We start from the raw sequence: 20,190 nt of genomic DNA on the forward strand, positions 1-20,190 counted from the left end.
GAAAAGTAGTCCTTTTTCTCCCGTTTTAGGTGTCCTATTAGGTGTCCCAATTTACTTCTTGGTGTCCCTTTATTTTTTGTTAAAATATCTAAATAACAGGTTGTTAGTCGTGGTATTTGTATTTTTAAGTATTAATTTAAAATAAATATCATGGCAAAATTTGAAATTTACAAAGATAACTCTGGTGAGTTTAGATTTAGATTAAAGGCTAGTAATGGACAGAACATATTAGCTAGTGAAGGTTATAGTGCTAAATCTGGATGTAATAATGGGATTGATTCCGTTAAGAAAAATGCTCCAGATGATTCCAAGTACGAAAGACTTGAATCCAAGGGAGGAAGCCCTTATTTTAATTTAAAAGCTGGAAATAACCAGGTTATTGGTACAAGTCAAATGTATTCTTCCGTGAGTGCCATGGAAAACGGAATTGAATCAGTAAAAACAAATGCTCCATCGGCACCAATAGATGATTTATCTTAGAAAGGTTAGAATATCTTTCTTTTATTAATATAAGAGCTACAATCTTGTGGCTCTTTTCCTCTTTTAAAAATAATAAATAAGAAATCTAACTGTTGAAGGCTATTATTAATCCAAATAATTAAAGTGTTCCGTATCCCATTCTGCATTTGCACCAATACATCTTTGATAATAAACTGAAGTCGGATATCCATTTTGGTCATAACTATAGCTAGCATCATAGCAGCTAACATCTCCATTTGGTTCATAATACCTTACTAGATTGTTTACACTGATATAACTAGTGTTTTGGTCAAAAATATTACATGACTCTAAGAAAAATAGCCCATATTTTTTAAATAAAGCAAACATAGGATTAGGGTTATTGTCATAGTCATATGTGTGCCCTTCTGTATCTTCAATCATATTGCCATTAGAATCAAATTGAGCTGCCTCTATGTAAAAGGAATCAAAATTATGAGCATAATTTATTTTGTATGGTCTATTGTTTGAATCATAAGCAAGTGAGATAGTAAATTCTAATTCTAATTCTCCTTCAAAATTAACATCATACCCAATTATCTTAATTAATTCATTATTGCCATTATATGTATGGACATATTTATTCCAAAAAGTTCCTGGTTGGGATATGTCATTTTCCAAATTATCATACCCAGAACCAACAGTTCCCCCTATATAGTGTGTTGATATTTTACCATTTTCACCATATTCAAACTGATGTAGGGTACCAGAACATCCAAAAAATAGAGCTTTAGTCAATTGATTGTTTTGGTAAACCAATGTATCACGATAAAATCCATAAAAATCCTCATGATCTTCAGAGTATGAGCTAGTAATATATTTAAAATTGTATTGTTGGGAAGAATTGTTTTCTTCGTTAGAATTATCTCCGTCTGATGAACAGGATACCAAAGAAAATATATAAATACAGAAAAAATAGAATGAATTGGAACTGATTCGTTTCATTACAAATATAGGATTGATTAAATAATTTCTTAGAGGAGAGATAGCTAAATAACAAAAAATAAATCAATTTAAAAATTATAAGATGAAAATTAATATACTATTCATACCGTACATCGCAAAGTCAAATTCAAAAAAGCGATGCCCAATCAAATGTAGAATAACTTACCTTAAGAAAAGAAAGGAGTTCTCTACAGGAATATTTATAAATCCCAAACAATGGGACAGTAAGCAACAGGTTATCAAACCACCAGAACCTGACAGTGATATCCACAATACACAATTGAGCCTGATTAAGACCAAACTTAGTCGGGCTTTTTTGTTTTTACAGGTGGCTGGTTCAGAATTTTCAGTAGAAGATATCTACAGGCAGTACAAGGGAGTAGCTCCAAAAAATGATATGGGATTGATGCAGGTCTATAATCTACATAGTGACAGAATGAAAAAGTTGGTGGGTATAGAAATTGAAATGGTCACTTATAATAAGTACGTGGAGTCAGGTAACCACCTAAAGGATTTTATCAGGTTCAAATTCAAGCTAAGGGACATCCAAATAAAGACTCTTAAAAGCAGTTTTGTTGACCAATATGAGTATTATCTCAAGACTGAGAAGAAACTCCAGCAAAGCACCATAAACAAGGCTATACAGAGGTTTAGGAGAGTCATTAGATATGCTATTTCTGAAGATTATATAGGCAAAGACCCATTCATATTGTACAAGGCTAAAAGAGTCAAGAAACCTATTGTTTACCTCTCTAAAGAGCAACTGAAAACAATGGAAGAAACAGAGTTTGGAATCAAGCGTATCCAACAAATAAAGGATATGTTTGTTTTCTGCTGTTATACAGGTTTAGGATTTAAGGAAATGAAGAATCTTAGGAAGAAGGATGTCATCAATGAAGACGGTGATTTGTGGCTGCGGATTTATAGAGGCAAGACCAAAAGAGTCTATACGATCCCTTTACTTCCCAAGGCTAGGGTTATTTTAAATATTTATAGTGTGGAAGGAGAAGAATATATTTTTAATAATATATCCAATGTGAAGTTTAATCTCTATTTAAAGGAAATAGCTGATGTAGTAGGGATTGATTTTAACCTGACCCACCACCTTGCCAGAAAGACGTTTGCAACCACTGTATTGCTCTCTAATAAGGTTCCAATGGATGTTGTTAGTAGGCTCTTGGGTCATTCCAAATTGCAGACAACTCAAGACCATTATGGAGAGATTTTAAAGCAGCGGTTGATAGATGAAATGGATAAAATAGGGGGGAGTTGAAAGGCTTCCTCTTTTATTTAAAATTTTAGTCGTTGCCCATTTCCTTTCTTGCCTTTTCAATATCAATACTAGCTTTGTAGCCATGTTTTTCCATCAGGAATAATAGATTACTACCATTCAAAAGGGTTAGTGGTTTGTCCTTTATGAAATTATATGAATCCGAACCATAATCTGTAGTTGTGACCAAAATACCTTTTGAAGCTCCTTCATTTAATACAGTTCCATATAAATCCCTAACGGCAGAAACCCCAACTGTATTGGTATATCTTTTTGCTTGAATTACTATTTTCCCTCCTCTTATGGGGTCTGGGTCAAAGGCTATGGCATCAACTCCACCATCTCTACTTGCTTGAGTAACCTTAACAGAACCACCAGCAGGACTGAATTCCTTTTCAAATACTTCTCTTATTAGATGTTCAAAATCTTTCCAGTGCATGGATGCTAAATTTTGGAAGCTTTCAATTGGGATATTTTCGGGGTCAACAAATCTTGAATCAGTTTCATTGTTAATCATAATAGGTCTGATAGGTGCCAAATCCTTTAAGTTCTGAGCAGATATACCTTTTAAGTTTTTAAAGCATGATTTTGGATTTACTAAAGAGAGATTGATTTTGGAGAATTCATCTATTGTAGTTTGAACAGATAGTATGCAGATAGTATTTCTATTTCCTGTACTAGGATTTATGGCATTTGACCATCCATTTAAAACAATAGAGTCAATCCAGGAATGGATGTCATTTATGTATACTTCATTTATTGAATCAAGAACAATTTTATATATGGTTTCATTAAAAATCTTACTTAGTTCCTTTTCTGTGTATAAAATTGGTTTAAGTTCATTTCTAGTTTTAATAAATCTATGTTCTTTAACCGTGGGGAAATTTTCCAACTCAGGCAAAAGGTAATCCACTAGAATGTAGTTTTCTTTTTCAGAGTATTTGCATCTTACCTTAGGGGTAAATTCAATATTGTAATTTTTACTCTCAAGTAAAATTTTTATAAATAATGAAAAGGACTCATTATTCCCTTCTGTAATAGATTTTTTAATGGTCTCAATAATATTATTATGATTGTTTTTTTGTTGTAAGAAATACTGATGTTTTATGTCCCATATCTCTTTTAACTTGTCAATCTCAAAATGAAGTCTTTTGTACTCTTTATTTCTTTGCTCTTTAAATTCTGAATATCTTAAATTAAGAACTGTATTTTCTTCTTTAATTTTATTGGTAGCGATTTCTTGCAGCCTCCCATTTAGAATATTAAGTTTAGTTTTATTGAAACTGAGTGGAGCCAAATTGTTCAAATCAATTGGTCTTGGTGGATTTAAAGGATGTATTCTTTCTTTGAAATCCTTTAATAATACTTTTGGGTTAGGAAGTTCAAATTTGTCCAAATAAAAAAGGGAATCCCAATCTATAGCTTTGTTGGAGTTAACATTTTCTAAAATATGCTTAATATCTATAAAGTTTGGATTTTGGAAATTTAAATCCTCCATGTCTTTATTGACTTCTTTTGAAATTTTCTCTAATATTTCTTTATAATTATTAGTAAGGAATGTAAACTCCTTTTCTAATAAGGCAGTTTGTTGTTCAGCATATTCCTTTAGTTTTTGTTCCAAAGATTCTAGTGCAATTTCATTCTCCTTTTCATTTATTTTTTTTCTTTTTAGATATCTTATCAGAATGTAAACACTCAAGGTTAATAAAAGTATAGAGCCGATAAGGATGTAATATTCAGAAACAAAATCAAATATAGTTTTGAGAATAAATAATAGTAACCCAATGGCAACTAACAAAACAATTCCAGTATCCTTGCTCCTAGACATATTTACACCTATTTCACTATAATTAACTTTTTACCATTCAACTCTACCTTGTTGGAATAGAACATTCCCTTGTCATCACCAATTTCAGAAAAATCAATATTTCTTTTTTCATATTGTTGTCTAATAGCCCCTAGGTAATTTGCCCTAGCAGAGCCCCACCCATGATTTCCTATTTGGTTATTAAATTTTTCTATGATTTCTTGGTCTGTAAGCTTATCAAACTTATCCATATATTCTTCAAGTAAGCCCATTTATCAACTGTTTTCTAATATTTCAATTTTCTGATTTGTTAAGCCAAACAACTCATAAACCAATTGGTCATTTTTTGTGTCCATTTCATCCATTTTTGATAGTAGCATCCATTCTAAATTTTTTATTTGATTTATTGAGTTCTTTAATAAAATCTACAAATTTCAACTCATGCAGGTTTTGTAATGTATTTGGTAGTTTTTCCATTAAAAATTGGGATTGTAGGTATTTTGAAACTACATAATTTTGAATTAAGGACATAATTAGTTGGTTGGGCAATTTGAAATTATTCATTAATAAATTCAAGGGAGAATTTAAAAATAGTTCAAAAAATCAGAAAATTAAAGAATTTAAGGACAAACTGAGGACCTGAATAGGTCAAAGCAATTGTTATTTTAATGTCTGTTTGGGAGATTTTTTAACTAAATTTAATGCATGTGTTACCATATTTCATTGACCAAAACTAAGGAAGAGATAAAGGAACGTTTTTATGTCTTTCCAGAAGCACTGGATGTCTACAAACCTTTTTTTCATCGCAATGGTTTTGAGAAGGAATATATCTACATTATAAAGGATATTGAGCCCTATAATTTCACTCCAGCCTATTGGGGTATGCTACCTGAGAATTTTGAAATATTCCAAAGGGATGACTTTTTGAGAAAGACCAATACGTTAAATGCAAGAGCAATGCACCTGTTTGAAAGTCCATTGTTCAGAAAGCCATTGGAGTATAATAGATGTCTTATAATAGCTGATGGATTTTTTGAACCACATCAGTTTAATGGAAACAACTATCCCCACTATATAAGATGCAAGGATAGGTCACTTTTTTCTTTTGCAGGAATCTATACTGAATTGGATGATGACATCTACACCGTCTCCCTTATTACCACTGTAGCCAATGATTTCTTTAAGGAAATCCATAACAAGAAAAACAAGCATGGAGAATATAGAATGCCATTGATTTTGGATGAAAAGGATGAAATAGATTGGCTTGATCCTGATTTGCCATTTCAAGAGGTCATGGAACTTCTTTTTTCATTTACAAATAAGGATTTTGAGGCTTATACGGTTTCCAAGGATGTTATGAACAGTAGGGTAATGAGTAATAGGAAAGATGTTTTGGAGCCTGTGGTATACCCAGAATTAAATACGCTATTTTAATTTAAAGGATATTTTCATATTCAGGTACATTGTTTCAGCTTTAGATAAGATTATTTACTTTTATATAAAAAGTAATAGGATGTTTCAAAAGTTGTTCTTAATTGGTTTTATGTTTTTAATGGTTACTGGATTTTCCCAGATACCAACCTATTACCAAGATATTGATTTTACAGAATCTCCCAGTTCCATCAAGACGCAATTATCTGACCTGATAACTACCACACATACCACTGAAATTCCCTATACATCATCTGAGACAGATACTTGGGATGCAGTTAAATTAACTGATGAAGTACCTGAAAATATGAATCAAGTATTTCTGATATATGGTTTTGACAATAATGATGGAGATTTTGAAACGGATTATACAAGGGATAAGGATTTGTCATGCCATACCTCCAATTGTAGTGGTCTTTGGACTAGGGAACATGTATTTGCAAGGTCATTGGCAATACCATCGCTTACAACAGACCAACCAGGTCCAGGAACAGATGTACATAATCTTAGGGCTTGTGACGGTAATATGAACTCTACAAGGAGCAATAGGCTCTTTCAGGATAGTTCTGGGGACTCACACATAACAACCAGTGGTGAATGGTATCCAGGAGATGAATGGAAGGGAGATGTGGCAAGAATAATCATGTATATGTATCTAAGATATCCAACCCAATGCCTACCCAATAATACGGGTTATGGAAACAATATGTACCATCCAGATATGCCTGATGTATTCTTGGATTGGAATGAACAAGACCCTGTGTCAGAAGTGGAACTACAGAGGAATGATGTCCTTGAGGATATGCAGGGAAACAGGAACCCTTTTATAGATAATCCATATTTGGCAACAATGATATGGAATGGTCCTGATGCAGAGGATACTTGGAATTTGATGAGTATTGAGGAAGAGCAAATTGAGAAAATCAAGATATATCCCAATCCTGTTGTGACGAAACTTTACATTTCAAACAATACCAACGCGCAGTTTCAACATTCCATTTACTCACAGTCAGGTAAGAAGATAGCATTGCCACTTCTCAACAATGTAATAAATGTAGAGTCATTAGTGAATGGATTCTATATTTTAAAGCTTTTAAGCGGAGAGAAGGTCATCTATTATAAGTTTATAAAGAACTGAAATGACACTGGAGGACTTCAATAAATTGGATTTTGATTCAAAGCTTTATGAAGTTGTTGATAATGGCGTCTTTGTAGATAACTATGTGACATCAAGAGTTAGAATTAATTGCTACTCACTTCATAAATTTTTTGTAGAACTTGAATATGATGGGGATGAGAACAAAATCAAAGATGTGAGAACTTTTGTGGATGGAAACCAACTAGATAAATACATTAGAAAATAATACTTAAAACAATTATCATGAAAAAGTTTGAATTGTCAATGGTCGCCCTATGGTTTGTTCTAAATTTTTCATATGGACAAAATGGAACATTTACTGAAACATTTAATTCCTATTTTAATGATGGAAATTATAATCAGGCTTTAAGCGTATGTAATGACTATATCAATAGTAACCCTAATGATGAAGAAGCCTATACATTTAGGGCTATGGTATACATTGAATTACACGAGATTAAAAAGGCAATCAAGGATTATGATATAGTTCTTAGTCTAAATCCAAAATACGGATATTACTATTATCAAAGAGGTTATTGGAAATTCTATCTTAAGGATGTAATTGGAGCTATGGAAGATTTTTCAAAGGCGATAGTTTACGGTAAAGACCATTTTGATTATTGTCATTTTATCTACTATAGGGCTGAATGTAAAAAAGCATTAAATGATAAATATGGTATGATTCAAGATTATGGTTTAATGATTGACTATCTATCTGAAATAGGTATAAATAATTATAATGAAAAGGCCATTTTTAAATTTCAATTAGATGCTCTATATAATGCAAGGGCAATAGTTAAATTTGAATTAGAAGACCTTAATGCTGCTATTTTAGATTGGCAAATGGCAAATAAAATCAAAAAATATCACTCATATTATTATAATATTGGAATATCCCAATATAGATTGGGGGATGAAGATTTAGGTTGTTTAAATCTATATAAAGCATTAAATCTTGGAAGTCCCTTGGCTTCTGAGCTTATTGATGAATACTGTAATTAAAATTACCCCCTACAAGACCCAAATAATCCACAAGTCATCCCCCCAGACTTAGTGAATTGGGGATCCCCCCCGTCTAAGTTTAACATATAAAAAATTTAAAAATGGTTACGATTAAAAACTTTAAAGCCATCACAAAAAGTGATGGGGAGAAATTCTTTGCCCTAATTGTAGAGGGTGGCGTACAACCAGTCAAAAGTCAGAACACTGGAAGGATATATTTTACTACACGTTCAGCTACAGTGCCCACCACTTTTGATGAGGCTATCTGCAAACAGGTCATTGGGGAGGCATTCAATGGCGATATAGTAAAGGTGGATTGTGAACCTTACGATTACACCATAGAACAGACAGGAGAGGTCATACAGTTATCCCATAGGTGGGAATACAAGGATGAAGCCTTGGATGTCATGGAGAACATGGTGGTCAAGAAAAACCAAAAAATCAAGTAAAACCTAAAGGACTTCAAAATTGAGGTCCTTTTTTAATTTAAAACATTATGAAATTAACAACCGCAAAAAAACAAAGTATTAAGTTAAAGATAGGTCTTTCAGGAGCCTCTGGTTTTGGAAAAACCTATTCTGCACTATTGCTTGCCCATGGAATGACTGGTGACTGGTCAAAGATTGCCCTGATTGATACAGAGAATGGGAGTTCAAACCTCTACTCCTCATTGGGAGAATTTAACGTTCTGGATCTACAGGAGCCCTATACGCCAGAAAGGTATATAGAAGCAATTAAAACCTGTGAAAACGCCTCTATGGAGGTCATAATCATAGATTCCATATCACATGAATGGAATGGTAAAGGAGGATGTCTTGAAATTCATGAAAAACTAGGTGGTAGGTTCCAGGATTGGGCTAAAGTCAGTCCTAGGCACACGTCTTTTTTAGATGCCATTCTAAAGTCATCTAGCCATATCATAACCACAGTCAGAAGAAAGATAGACTATTCAATGGATGTAGGTTCCAATGGAAAGACAGTAGTTGTAAAACACGGAACCAAGGAGATTACCAGGGAGGGATTTGAATATGAGCTTACGGTCAATTTTGAGCTTATCAATGACAACCATCTAACTAAGGCATCCAAGGATAGGACAGGGCTCTTCATGAACAAAAATGAGTTTGTTATCAATCAATCAACAGGAAAGAAACTCAAATCCTGGTGCGATATGGATCGTGAAATTGAATTAGCTACTAGTGAGATAAACCAATGTCAAACATTAGAAGGATTAAGACATGTCTATGAAAAGTATCCTAACCTAAGAAAAGAACTCTATGATCTGATACTAACCAAGAAGGAATCACTTCAGGCAAAACAATCACTCATTGAAACCGACAAAAAAATAACTTAAATGGAAACAAACATTATAAACCAGAATGACCTGATAATTCAGGACGTGGACGTAGATGTTAGGGCGACCAAACCCTTTATTGAAGCCAATACCAAGCCAGTAAAATTAAAACACCTAAAGGACGATTGTATCATACCCGTATTCTCCAAGGACAATGAGATGACCATATCCCATTATCAGTTTATTGAGGCAGTAAATAATATGGTGCACAATTATTTTCCTGATGAGCAGATCCTGGCGCCAGATATCAGGGTGAGCCATGTTATTAAAGGCAGGGTTCCATCAGCTATAGGCAAGCCAGTTAAGGAGCTTTTGGAGGAAGAGAAGACAATCTATTATGAAAGATGTGCTTTTATAATTCAGGTTCCCTCTATTCAGCTGGAGGTGAATAACAACCATTTGGGATTGACCATTGGTGGGGTACGTGCCTATAACCAGGAAAACCTCTACAGTAAAAAATCCCTGGAACGTTTCAAGGTATTTATAGGGTTCAGGAACAAGGTGTGTACCAATTTATGTGTTTCCACGGATGGAATACTAAATGATGTTAGGGTGGGTTCAGTAACTGATTTATCAGAGCATTTTGGAAACTTACTGCATGACTACAACCAAGAACAGCACCTTAGTACAATTGAGGAATTTGGTGATATCAGTATCACTGAAGAGCAATTCGCACATCTGATAGGTAAACTCCGTATGGCACAATATTTAGGTTCCAACGAGGAAATAATAACACCTATGTTGTTCAATGATTCACAGATAAACAACGTGGTTAAGAACTATTATGTAAACCCTGATTTTGGTGTAGAGGATAACAAATCAATTAGCCTTTGGAAGCTATACAACCTGTTTACTGGTTCCAATAAGTCTTCCTATGTGGATAGTTTTCTTTCAAGGAGTGTATTTGCATTTGAGTTTGTAAAAGAACTGGCAATATCACTGGATCAGGGAAAGCCAAATTGGTATCTGAATAATTAATGATAGTTAAATAGACAGATGATGACTCCTAACCAATGGGCTGATTTTTTAAAATATGCTTCACCCTATAGTATTATGGTACTGACTTGGGACAACCAAATTGTGGAATTGAAATGCCCTTTTATTGTCAAGCTCAAGTACGACCTAGAAAATTTCAAAAGGCAAGAATTAGTAGAAGTTGAACAGGTTAAGCTTTCAACCAATCTTGTGACTGTTTTTATGGTGAGGGGTGAGGCATATTACTATTATCATTTCCATATAGTAATTAAATAAAAGTTGTATACTGTATTTTTTGAAAAACCAAATTTTTGAGACGGCTCAACTTTAAAAAAGCCACTGAAAAAAGAATGCTTAAGCTAGATTTAAAAGCCCCAAATCTACTTTTTTTAAAAAAACGTTTAAAAAAACTTGATATTTGTTAAACAAAATTATATATTTGCAAAATTATTGAAGTTGAGCAAGGACATTCTAATTTCTTTTTATAAAAATATTTACTTCACAGCGGCTTCATTTATAATTCGTTACAATAATAAATGGTCTGACCATACTGACTAGTCAGACTAAATAGAATGTTTCAATAGTTGGAACATAGACATAGACTCTTTTTAATTATTACGAATGGAAAAAGAAAGTAAAGAGACTATGATTAAGGCTGAATCAGCTTGGGATAAAATACAACGTGTACAAGCTGAGCCAGAACCTAAATTTATTTGGGCATCAATCCCACAAGGATCAGTGGGAATGTTTGTAGGAGCACCAAAAACTGGTAAAACAAGATTTGCTGAAAACTTAGCAGTATCACTCGCAGTAGGACGAGAGAAATTTTTTGATATGGAGATGATAGGGGAGCCTCAAAAGGTTCTCTTTATAAATCTTGAAGAGAGTGACAAGATTTACTCAAGGAGATTGGCTAAACTAGTTGATAATCTGAGTGAAGCTGAATTGAAGTTGTTCAAAAATAACTTCTTTATGGAGCCTGATGACTTTCCAGAGTTTTTAAACACTGATGACGATTGGAAAAAACTTGAGAGGTTAGTCCTAGAGGTAGACGCTGATGTTATAGTGGTTGATTCTGTGACCCACATGATGCCTTCTAATGTGGAGGATAGCACTTCTGCCAATAAATTTGTTGAAAAACTAAACCGTTATGTACATTTTTCTGGTAAGACAGTTATTTTAATTCATCATACCACAAAGGGCAATAATGGTCCGCTACAAGTAGACAAAGTTGCGGGGAGTAGGGTTTTGTTGCAGAAGATGCAGTATATCATTGGAATGTCCAAGGTGCCAGGAAATTCAACAAAGAAATATTTGGCCTTTTTAAATAATAAGTTTGTTCCTGTTGATGATACAATGGCAATTGAATACTCAATTGATCCTCATTTTGGATTTAAGAATTTAGGAAGTGCCAACGTTTATGCATTGTGCGGGAATACTGGTGCTACTATTGATCTAAGAGTTGATACTGAAAATAGGGATAAGATTTTAGTATTTATACAGAGTCAGGATAGTCAGGGTAGTCAGACTGTCTCAACCAAATTAATGAAGGAAACTTTTGTGGATACTAAAATTATGTCTAAGGACACTTTACATTCAAGCATTAGAAAATTGCTTAACGAAGAGCTTATTGAAAAATGCGGGAAGGGTTTGTATAGGTTAACTTTAAAGGTAGCTGATTAAAACCATAAATTTTAAGGGTTAAGGAGTCTCAGGGCTCCTTAACCATTAATTATGAAAAAGTATTATATATATAGAGCAACAAATACTCTAACTAATGAATCTTATGTGGGAGTGACGAGAAATGGTATAGAAAAGAGGAAAAGAAACCATATACAAAAAGCAAATAATGGTACAGGTCATCAATTTCAAGAGGCCATAGCGACCTACGGCCCAGATGCCTTTGATTGGGAGCAGATAGATACTGCTAGTAGCCCAAATGAACTAGCGATAAAGGAAAGACAATACATATCAAAATATGATTCCAAGGAAAACGGATATAACTCAGATTATGGAGGGGGAATTAAGAAAAAGGTTTACCAATATGACCTTAAGACGGGGAAATTGGTGAATACATTTGATAGCCTTTCTGATGCGGCTTCATCCTTCGTTGGGGTCACAAATAAGCAACTCTCTAGAGCTTGTTTAAGCGTGTCTAACTTGTGTAAAGGATACTATTGGAGCTACAGGCTACAAGAACCATTTAAACCTGGTCTAGATGACCGTAAGAAGGAAGTTTATAAATTGGATTCAGCAGGTAGTATTGTTGCCAAGTATACCTCTATTTCTTTAGCTTCAATTGAAACTGGAATAAATAAATCCAGTATAGCAAAAGTCTGTAGAGGTGAGAGGAATCAAGCTGGTGGATTTAGGTGGAGATATGTTTAAAATATAACTTGATTTAAAAGAAAGGGCATCATTAAGGTGTCCTTTTCTTATTGGCAGCTATAAGAGTGTTGGTATTTAATGACTTAATGATTTTGTTTAGGGTCTAGTTAAGACCTTTTTCTTATTTGGTAAACCTTAAAAATGACTATCTTTTATTTTTGTGAATAAAATTAATGTGGTATTTTTCTTAACTTTTAATATTTACCTTTTGGAATGATAAAGATAGTTCGCAAAAACACTAAAGAAGTAGATACAATTGTAATATTTATTCATGGATTTATTGGTGGCGAAGGAACTTGGGTTAGTGGAGATGGAACAATGCCATTCATAGATTCTATATTTAATGATGATTTGGTAAATAAGGTTGATATAGGTTTGTTTTTATATCATTCTAAACTAATGGAGTTATTTCCTAAAATCAAAACTCTTCAAAAGTTTTTAGGTAAGAAGAAGGTTACGATTAATTTACCTATTGATAATTTAGCTGATTTACTTTTAACTCAAGTGAAGTACATTTGCTCTGGTTATGAGAATATTATTCTTGTGGGTCATAGTATGGGAGGATTGGTAGGAAAGAAGTATATATTAAAAGACATTAAGAGAAATTCAATATCAAAGGTTAAGCTTTATATATCATTAGCTACTCCTCACTCTGGTTCTGATCTAGCAACTTACGGAAAAAGAATTATAGAAAATTGCCAAGTTAGTGACCTTGCCCCTTTAAGTGAAAATATAACCAAATTAAACGCTGAATGGGTTCAGTGTAAAGTACTGCCAAAAAGATTTTATGCTCAAGGTTTAAGTGACAAGGTAGTTCCGCCAATTTCTGGAATTTCACTAGATAGGGATGAATTAGAACCTATTTATTCAGATGATGATCATTTTAGTATAATTAAACCCGATGATGGAAGTGATGTTATAGTGCATGCATTAAGAACAGAAATAACTGAGTTTTTAACGCAAAAGGAAATCCAAGAAATTGAGAATAAGGAAAAATTTATAGATGAAGGTCAATATGATGATGAAATTTTTGTTTTAAAGTTATTATTGGCAGATGTGCATGCAACTTTGGTAGATAGCTCTAAAGAAGCTTTTTATAGTGCTGAATTTACAATTAGAAAATTAAATAGGCTTGGAGTAGAGATTTCTGAGTTAGAAAGTCTTTATCAGAAGGTTAAAGAACTTTTTATTTTGGAATTTGGTGATCTGTTAAATGGGACAATTTCTAATTCTAGCGCACTTGTAACTGCAATTCATAAAAGGATAGTAAAAGAAGATAAGAATCATTTGAAGTCACTTTATCCCTCACTTCAATCCTTCCAAAAATTTGGAATGCTACATCAACTGACCTCAATGGATGATAGTTTATGGTGGGCGAGGGAAAATAACATTTCAACATTGGAAGAATTTAAAAAAGAATATAAAAAGAAAACAAAGTAGTGAAATTACCAATTTTTATTCCAGATTCTGAAGTTCATTTGAAATTAGGGAAAATGTTATTGCTTTTAAGTGTATTGTCTACCAATAAAAAAAAGGAGCCAATTCTTACCTTAGAGAAGATTTCAATTTTTGAATTTTTAACAAAGCACCCTATGCTTCTAAATAGGATTCTCTATTATAAAAACAAAGAATTAATTGACCTAAATAATTCTGAGAAATTTTCAATTGAAGCGTTGTTTCCTAATAGAGGAGAGTTATTTAACCTTTCAAAAAATAAGGTTTTATTAAATCTATTAGTTGGCTATAAGTTTGTTGAAATTAAAATAAAAAAGGATTTTGAAATAAACTATTACATCACTGATATAGGATTAGAATTAGCGGATAGTTTGGATGCAATTTACTTTAAAAGATTAAGGCGTATATATCATAAGATTGTTCCTATAAGTTCTTTGAGCTACTCAAATATTAATAAACTAATTGAACCGTACCTAAACTATGGCATTGAAAATTAAGACCCCCAAACTTATTGTAAACAAACTTATACTTGTTGGGCATAGGAAAAATTATATAGTTCCTTTTAAAAAGGGGTTTAATTTAATTTATGGTGATTCTGATACAGGTAAATCAAGTATATTAAATTTAATAAATTATTGTCTTGGTTCAAGCTCAGTTGATTTATATGACGAAATTGAGATCGCTGGGAATTATTGTTTATTAGAAGTTTTTTTAGTAGGAGAAATATATACTATAAAGAGAAATATATTTAATTCTCAAGAGGATATAGAAGTTTTTAGATGTTATCATAATGAGATTGAAGACTATTTTCCAAAGTATTATTCACCAAATTTTAATAAAGTAAGTGAGGATGGTTTTTTCTCGGATTTTTTATTGTCTTCTTTAAATATACCAATAACTAAAATAAAGCAGTCTCCTTCTAAAGAGGACTCAAAAATGGTGTCCTTAAGCTTTAGAGATATTTTTAAGTTTAATTATTTGAACCAAGATAAAGTTGGTAGTAAAAAATTACTAGGTGAAAATTACGCTTATTTGGCAAAATTGAAAGAGACTTTTAAGTTGATGTTTAATGCCTTAGACTCTCAAATTTTACATTTAGAAGGGTCAATTTCCGAACTATCAAAAGAATATAATGAATTAAATAAAAAGAATAAATCTATATCAGGATTTTTAAGGGAAACTCAAATAGATTCCTTAAAAGCATTAGAGGAAAGAAAATCGGATTTAGAATCTCAGCTATTAGTATTGATTGATTTACTAGAAGATATAGATTCAAAAATAGTTGCGGACAGTAAAGAGCTTAATTATTTGAGAGAGGAAATTACAATTTTAGAAAAGAAATTGATTGACTCGTCAAATATAAGAGCTATAAAACACCAATTAGTTAAGCAAAATGTTGTTTTAAGGAATGAATATGCAAATGATATTAGAAAGATTATAGCTACTATAGAAGTCCTCAATAAATTCCCTAAAATAAAAGATAGGGATACCAGTTGTCCTGTATGTGACCAGAGTATTAAACTGAGCACCCTCAAGGATCAATTTGCTAATACAGATTCAGAATCTATTAAGGCAGAATTAAATGGGCTAAGGCGCAGAGCAAAGGAATTGGTTAAAATACATGATAATTTAAGGGAGGAGATATCAGAGTATGATACTAAAATTAACTTGGATACAGAAAAGTTAGAAGATTTGAGGTTCCAATTTGATAATCAAACTAAAAAAATTGTTACCCCATATGTCAACCAAAGAGATAATCTGGCTATTAAAATAGGGAGTTTAAGAAGTGATTTAAAAAATCTCCATCATCTATATAAAATACGGAAGCAACAAAATATAATTGAATCAGAAATTCTAGATTTAGAAAATAGAATAGGTGCATTTAGGGATGATTTAAAAGTTCTTAAGGAATCTGCTCCAAGCTTGGATAGGGTGTTCCTCAAATTAGGAAATAGCATAGAAGATTTTTTAAGGTATGTTGGAGTTAAAAATGTCAATAATATTTCAATATCTAAGAAAACGTATCTTCCAATTATAAGAAACAGAGATTATGAGAAAATCACATCAGGCGGGGTAAGAACATTAAGCTCAGTAGGCTTCTATTTAGCTATCCTTGAATATGCGATAAATAATGCTATTAATTATCCTTCATTTCTAATGGTTGATACTATTGCAAAATATATTGGAAAAACTAATGAAGCTGATTTAAAGAATACAAATTTAGAAGAGGACCTAAAGGAAGGAATGAAAGATGGGACTAAGTATGAAAATATCTATAATTATTTGATGGGGATTCATGATAAATCATCTGGAAGCTTTCAAGTTATAGTTGTGGATAATGATATTCCTAATACCTTGGAAAAAAAATTAACACCATTTATAGCTAAACATTATACTGCAAATCCTAGTAAAATAGGAGATGAAGTTGGATTTATTGATGATGTCTATAAGTCTGAATCATCTGAAATCCAAAGAAATATGATTGAAGAGGATGGGTATGATGTAGATAAAGATGAGGATGATGAATTTCCATTCTAATATTGATTACTTATTCCTTGTTTATTAAATATGAGTCCCGTCCAGACCGCAAAAATGCACAAAGCTCCAAGAAATTGGGGCTTTTTTTGTGTTTATAAGTTACTGAAGAGAAGCCTATCCTAGGCCATTTGAGTAGATTCTAAACCCACGGTTGAATGTCGAAAGAGATAAATTTGAAGGAACTATGACTTACCCTTTAAGTTGTCTTAAAATATCCAATAGGTACTTTTAATTGGGTAATAGTCCTATCTGTTTTAAAATAATAAATTCTCCAGCAATAATGACGAAACAAAGGAATAAGAAGAGCTTTAATTTTGTTTCTGATGCTTTATCCCGCCAAAACTCTCCATCAAAAAAGGAGAGTAGGTCAGGTTTAAATGAATACCAAACAGATTCGTTAAAGGAGTCCTTCTCTTTAAAGAACAACCTAAATAGTTTGGCAAAAAGAAATATATCCAAAATAAGGAATCCAACTATGGTAAGGATGAGTAGTATAATCATTTGGTTTTAGTAAGGGAATTTTAAAATAAAATTGATTGCTTAAAACATAGGTCTATTTACAATAATTAATGTTACAGATTACATTTGCATTTATACTCATTATAAAATAAAAAATAAGATGGGTATAGTTTTTATAAGCTGAAAATTGGTGTACTATCAAGACCGCAAAAATGCACAAAGCTCTAAGGGAATAGGAACTTTTAATCTTTTTTTAGAGGAATTTTCCCTAGAATCTCACATCTGCAATGGACTTGTTTTTGTCAAATTCAGCTTTGGCAAAGGGACAAAGAGGTAAGATTTTTACGTTCTGTTTTCGAGCCATTTCGACTGCCTCCAAAATCATTTTCTTTCCAAAACCTTTTCCAGAAAATCCCGGTTCGATGCCTGTGTGGTCAATAATGAATTTGTTAGAACCTGCCCATGTATAGGTCATTTCTCCAGCAAAAACACCATCTTCATAAATCACAAACCTTCCTTTGCTGCCTGTTTCCTCTCTTTCAATGCTTACCATATAATTTTTATTTTTTAATGCTTAAAGCGCCTGAAGGACATTTAGCCACTTGATTTATGAGCTCCTCGCTTGAGGCATTTTCAGGTTTTACCCACGGTTTTTCTTGTGGGTTGTAAACTTTGGGTAGTGTTTTTACACAAATTCCAGAATGGATACATTTTTCTGGTTTCCAAAGTATGGTAACCTCTCCGTTGCTGTATTCTTTTGTAGTCATAACTAGTTATTTTAATTTTTTTTCAATCCTACTATCAGAGGGTCAGCCAAATGAGGGCGACCAAGGCATAACGTATGATACCTAAATTAGAAAATTTAATGGAACTGTTGGTAACTATAATCATGAAACATTGAAATTGTTTTCTCGATACCTTAAAATAAAATTGCCATAGTAGAAATATGGGTTGAGGCGTTGATAGGATTGTATTTATTTCATGAATTTTCTGTTTATGGGAAAAAGGGATTATATCAATGGGTTTGATGAAACATTTTTTAGTTATATCTTGGACTGATTTTCCTGTTTTTTTTAATATCAATTTCGGAAATGTCTGATGGCTCAAATTATATCTAATGAATTTTATATCCTCTAGTGGCTTCAACATTAAAAGGAAGCGATTTATATTTTTTTTGTTTTCAGGACCATTTTTTGTTTTTCAAATATATTCTCAAACGCTTGATTCGTTGTTAGTATCTCTTGAAAGCACAATGTCTAAGAGATCTATATATGATGGGGAAAAGGAAACAAGAATTAATAATCTTAAGGATTTACTAAGTGATAAAAGTAATTCGCCGGAGAATAATTATTATCTGGTTAAAAAAATTATTGATGAGTACGCTTACTATAGTTTTGATTCGACCCTCTTTTACATCGAAAAAAACTTAAAATTAGCTGCTCAAATCCAGAATGAGCATTTTCTGAATGAGGGAAGATTGAAACTTTCCGGTTTATTGATATCTACTGGGCGGTATAAGGAAGCTGTAGATTTATTGACTCTTATTGATAAAGAAACACTGTCGGCAGATCTTATAAAAGACTACTATGAGAATCATATGGAAGTATATTCTCGATTGGATTTCTATACCCCTATTAAAAGGAATAAAGCCAAGTATCTACATTTATATGAAGCTTACAGGGATTCTTTACTATCTAAAATTGATGAAAGAAGTGACATGTTTTTGGGTATTCAGGAAAAGAAGCTTAGGGATGAAGGAAAGTTTGATGAAGCTCTTGATATCAACTTCAAAAGGGAGAAAATGGTTTCAACCGAGTCAAGGGCATTTGCTATTATTTCTTTTGAAAGAGCCATCCTATATGCCATTACTGGGGACATTGAGAATGAGAAAAAGTGTCTTATCAAATCAGCTATAGCCGATATTAAATCTTCTATTAAGGATAATGCATCCTTGACTCTTTTGGCTACCATTTATTTTCGGGAAAACGAGATTGAAAGAGCGCACAATTATATTAATTTTTCCTTTGAAGACGCTGAGGTTTATAATTCACAATTTCGGTTTGTTAATATCTCAAATATCTTGCCTTTAATCTCTAAATCTTATGAACAAAACAGTATGGAGCAAAAATCCAAGCTCACAATCATGTTAATATTTATAAGTGTTTTGGCGGTGGTCTTATTGGGAGCGCTATTCTATATTTTTAAACAAGTGAAGAAGCTTTCCGCGGCACGAAACAAACTAAAATTGGTTAACCGAAATCTAAAGGACCTAAACAACCAATTAAGTATATCCAATGATGATCTGAATAGGTTGTATACAGAACTTTCAGAGGCGAATAGAATTAAGGAGCACTACATCGGTACCTTTTTAAATCTTTATTCTGATTATTTGGAAAAATTGGATATGTATAGGAAAATGGTTAGAAAATATATCTCTACCAATAAATTTAAAGCTTTATTGGACATGACTAAATCCAAACAGCTTATTGATTCTGAAATGGAAGTCTTTTTCAAAAATTTTGATGAATCCTTTCTCCATATATATCCCAGTTTTATTAAACAGGTGAATGAATTTATGCAACCAGAGTTTCGGTTTGATGAAAAAACAGAAGGAAGGTTGAACACGGAGTTGCGTATTTTAGCATTGATAAGATTGGGTATTCAAAGTAGTTCTCAAATAGCAAAAATCCTTAGGTACTCAGTCAATACCATCTATAATTACCGTGTAAAGGTCAAGAATAACTCTAAAAATCGGGATGAATTTGAGGATTTAATCAAAAAAATTCACTAAAAATTTAATTTGTTGATTTTTTGCTTTCTTATTTTGATAAATTATCAAATAAGTAGTTCCTTAAATCTATTTTTTATTTAAATCATATCCACTTTTTTTATTTTACAAAAATTTATAATGATCATGTTATAAGGGTGTTATA

The 20,190-nt window shown here is 32.4% G+C and carries 23 protein-coding genes; 16 read left to right on the forward strand and 7 right to left on the reverse strand.

Annotated features, from left to right (window positions below; genetic code table 11):
- Positions 1–150 precede the first annotated feature (150 nt).
- Positions 151–480 carry a YegP family protein gene (locus ZA07_RS07730; RefSeq protein WP_053971134.1) on the forward strand — a complete coding sequence of 110 codons (330 nt, stop codon included), beginning with the start codon at positions 151–153 and terminating at the stop codon, positions 478–480.
- Positions 481–585: 105 nt separating this feature from the next.
- Here the strand turns inward: ZA07_RS07730 and ZA07_RS07735 are convergent, their stop codons facing one another.
- Positions 586–1,443 (reverse strand): hypothetical protein, encoded by an 858-nt coding sequence (locus ZA07_RS07735; protein WP_053971135.1) that lies wholly within the window; start codon positions 1,441–1,443, stop codon positions 586–588.
- 82 nt (positions 1,444–1,525) lie between these two features.
- Between ZA07_RS07735 and ZA07_RS07740 the strand changes: the two genes are divergently transcribed.
- Entirely contained in the window at positions 1,526–2,716 is a 1,191-nt protein-coding gene (locus tag ZA07_RS07740; protein ID WP_053971136.1) for a site-specific integrase, read from the forward strand.
- A gap of 25 nt (positions 2,717–2,741) precedes the next feature.
- On the opposite strand, the gene ZA07_RS07745 is transcribed toward ZA07_RS07740, so the two are convergent.
- The 3 genes from ZA07_RS07745 to ZA07_RS07755 form a co-directional block, all read right to left on the reverse strand.
- Positions 2,742–4,541, reverse strand: a complete 1,800-nt coding sequence (locus tag ZA07_RS07745) for a restriction endonuclease (RefSeq protein ID WP_053971137.1) — start codon at positions 4,539–4,541, stop codon at positions 2,742–2,744.
- An 8-nt stretch (positions 4,542–4,549) separates the two neighbouring features.
- The gene (locus ZA07_RS07750; RefSeq protein ID WP_053971138.1) at positions 4,550–4,792 is read right to left on the reverse strand and encodes a hypothetical protein; all 243 of its coding nucleotides are present in this window, start codon (positions 4,790–4,792) and stop codon (positions 4,550–4,552) included.
- An 85-nt stretch (positions 4,793–4,877) separates the two neighbouring features.
- Complete coding sequence (locus ZA07_RS07755; RefSeq protein WP_157492090.1) at positions 4,878–5,051, reverse strand: hypothetical protein; 174 nt, start codon at positions 5,049–5,051, stop codon at positions 4,878–4,880.
- Positions 5,052–5,225: 174 nt separating this feature from the next.
- Between ZA07_RS07755 and ZA07_RS07760 the strand changes: the two genes are divergently transcribed.
- The 13 genes from ZA07_RS07760 to ZA07_RS07820 all read left to right on the forward strand — a co-directional run bounded on the left by ZA07_RS07760 (position 5,226) and on the right by ZA07_RS07820 (position 16,798).
- A complete protein-coding gene (locus tag ZA07_RS07760) occupies positions 5,226–5,954 on the forward strand; it encodes an SOS response-associated peptidase (RefSeq protein WP_053971140.1) in 729 nt (242 codons plus the stop codon).
- Between the two features lie 79 nt (positions 5,955–6,033).
- A complete protein-coding gene (locus ZA07_RS07765; RefSeq protein ID WP_053971141.1) occupies positions 6,034–7,089 on the forward strand; it encodes an endonuclease in 1,056 nt (351 codons plus the stop codon).
- Between the two features lies 1 nt (position 7,090).
- Positions 7,091–7,315 (forward strand): hypothetical protein, encoded by a 225-nt coding sequence (locus ZA07_RS07770; RefSeq protein ID WP_053971142.1) that lies wholly within the window; start codon positions 7,091–7,093, stop codon positions 7,313–7,315.
- Between the two features lie 17 nt (positions 7,316–7,332).
- On the forward strand, positions 7,333–8,091 hold the full coding sequence (locus ZA07_RS07775) for a hypothetical protein (protein WP_053971143.1): 759 nt from the start codon (positions 7,333–7,335) through the stop codon (positions 8,089–8,091).
- A gap of 101 nt (positions 8,092–8,192) precedes the next feature.
- Complete coding sequence (locus ZA07_RS07780) at positions 8,193–8,540, forward strand: hypothetical protein (protein ID WP_053971144.1); 348 nt, start codon at positions 8,193–8,195, stop codon at positions 8,538–8,540.
- 47 nt (positions 8,541–8,587) lie between these two features.
- Positions 8,588–9,442 carry an AAA family ATPase gene (locus ZA07_RS07785; protein WP_053971145.1) on the forward strand — a complete coding sequence of 285 codons (855 nt, stop codon included), beginning with the start codon at positions 8,588–8,590 and terminating at the stop codon, positions 9,440–9,442.
- Positions 9,443–10,420 (forward strand): DUF3871 family protein, encoded by a 978-nt coding sequence (locus ZA07_RS07790; RefSeq protein WP_053971146.1) that lies wholly within the window; start codon positions 9,443–9,445, stop codon positions 10,418–10,420.
- 18 nt (positions 10,421–10,438) lie between these two features.
- Positions 10,439–10,693, forward strand: coding sequence for a hypothetical protein (locus ZA07_RS07795; RefSeq protein WP_157492091.1), 255 nt, complete (start codon positions 10,439–10,441; stop codon positions 10,691–10,693).
- A 345-nt stretch (positions 10,694–11,038) separates the two neighbouring features.
- Positions 11,039–12,100, forward strand: a complete 1,062-nt coding sequence (locus tag ZA07_RS07800; protein WP_053971148.1) for an AAA family ATPase — start codon at positions 11,039–11,041, stop codon at positions 12,098–12,100.
- A gap of 51 nt (positions 12,101–12,151) precedes the next feature.
- Positions 12,152–12,805 carry a GIY-YIG nuclease family protein gene (locus ZA07_RS07805; protein WP_053971149.1) on the forward strand — a complete coding sequence of 218 codons (654 nt, stop codon included), beginning with the start codon at positions 12,152–12,154 and terminating at the stop codon, positions 12,803–12,805.
- 213 nt (positions 12,806–13,018) lie between these two features.
- A complete protein-coding gene (locus ZA07_RS07810) occupies positions 13,019–14,245 on the forward strand; it encodes an ABC-three component system protein (protein WP_053971150.1) in 1,227 nt (408 codons plus the stop codon).
- Entirely contained in the window at positions 14,245–14,757 is a 513-nt protein-coding gene (locus ZA07_RS07815) for an ABC-three component system middle component 4 (RefSeq protein WP_053971151.1), read from the forward strand. The genes ZA07_RS07810 and ZA07_RS07815 overlap by 1 nt, the downstream gene beginning before the upstream one ends.
- A complete protein-coding gene (locus ZA07_RS07820; RefSeq protein WP_053971152.1) occupies positions 14,741–16,798 on the forward strand; it encodes an ATP-binding protein in 2,058 nt (685 codons plus the stop codon). The genes ZA07_RS07815 and ZA07_RS07820 overlap by 17 nt, the downstream gene beginning before the upstream one ends.
- Positions 16,799–17,026: 228 nt before the next feature.
- Here the strand turns inward: ZA07_RS07820 and ZA07_RS07825 are convergent, their stop codons facing one another.
- The 3 genes from ZA07_RS07825 to ZA07_RS07835 all read right to left on the reverse strand — a co-directional run bounded on the left by ZA07_RS07825 (position 17,027) and on the right by ZA07_RS07835 (position 18,024).
- A complete protein-coding gene (locus ZA07_RS07825) occupies positions 17,027–17,299 on the reverse strand; it encodes a hypothetical protein (RefSeq protein WP_053971153.1) in 273 nt (90 codons plus the stop codon).
- Positions 17,300–17,525: 226 nt separating this feature from the next.
- Positions 17,526–17,810 carry a GNAT family N-acetyltransferase gene (locus ZA07_RS07830; protein ID WP_053971154.1) on the reverse strand — a complete coding sequence of 95 codons (285 nt, stop codon included), beginning with the start codon at positions 17,808–17,810 and terminating at the stop codon, positions 17,526–17,528.
- A 7-nt stretch (positions 17,811–17,817) separates the two neighbouring features.
- A complete protein-coding gene (locus ZA07_RS07835) occupies positions 17,818–18,024 on the reverse strand; it encodes a (4Fe-4S)-binding protein (RefSeq protein WP_053971155.1) in 207 nt (68 codons plus the stop codon).
- A gap of 485 nt (positions 18,025–18,509) precedes the next feature.
- Between ZA07_RS07835 and ZA07_RS07845 the strand changes: the two genes are divergently transcribed.
- Complete coding sequence (locus ZA07_RS07845) at positions 18,510–20,048, forward strand: DUF6377 domain-containing protein (RefSeq protein ID WP_157492092.1); 1,539 nt, start codon at positions 18,510–18,512, stop codon at positions 20,046–20,048.
- Positions 20,049–20,190: the final 142 nt, after the last annotated feature.

The sequence above is a fragment of the Mangrovimonas sp. ST2L15 genome, assembly GCF_001280515.1.
Lineage (GTDB): Bacteria > Bacteroidota > Bacteroidia > Flavobacteriales > Flavobacteriaceae > Mangrovimonas > Mangrovimonas futianensis.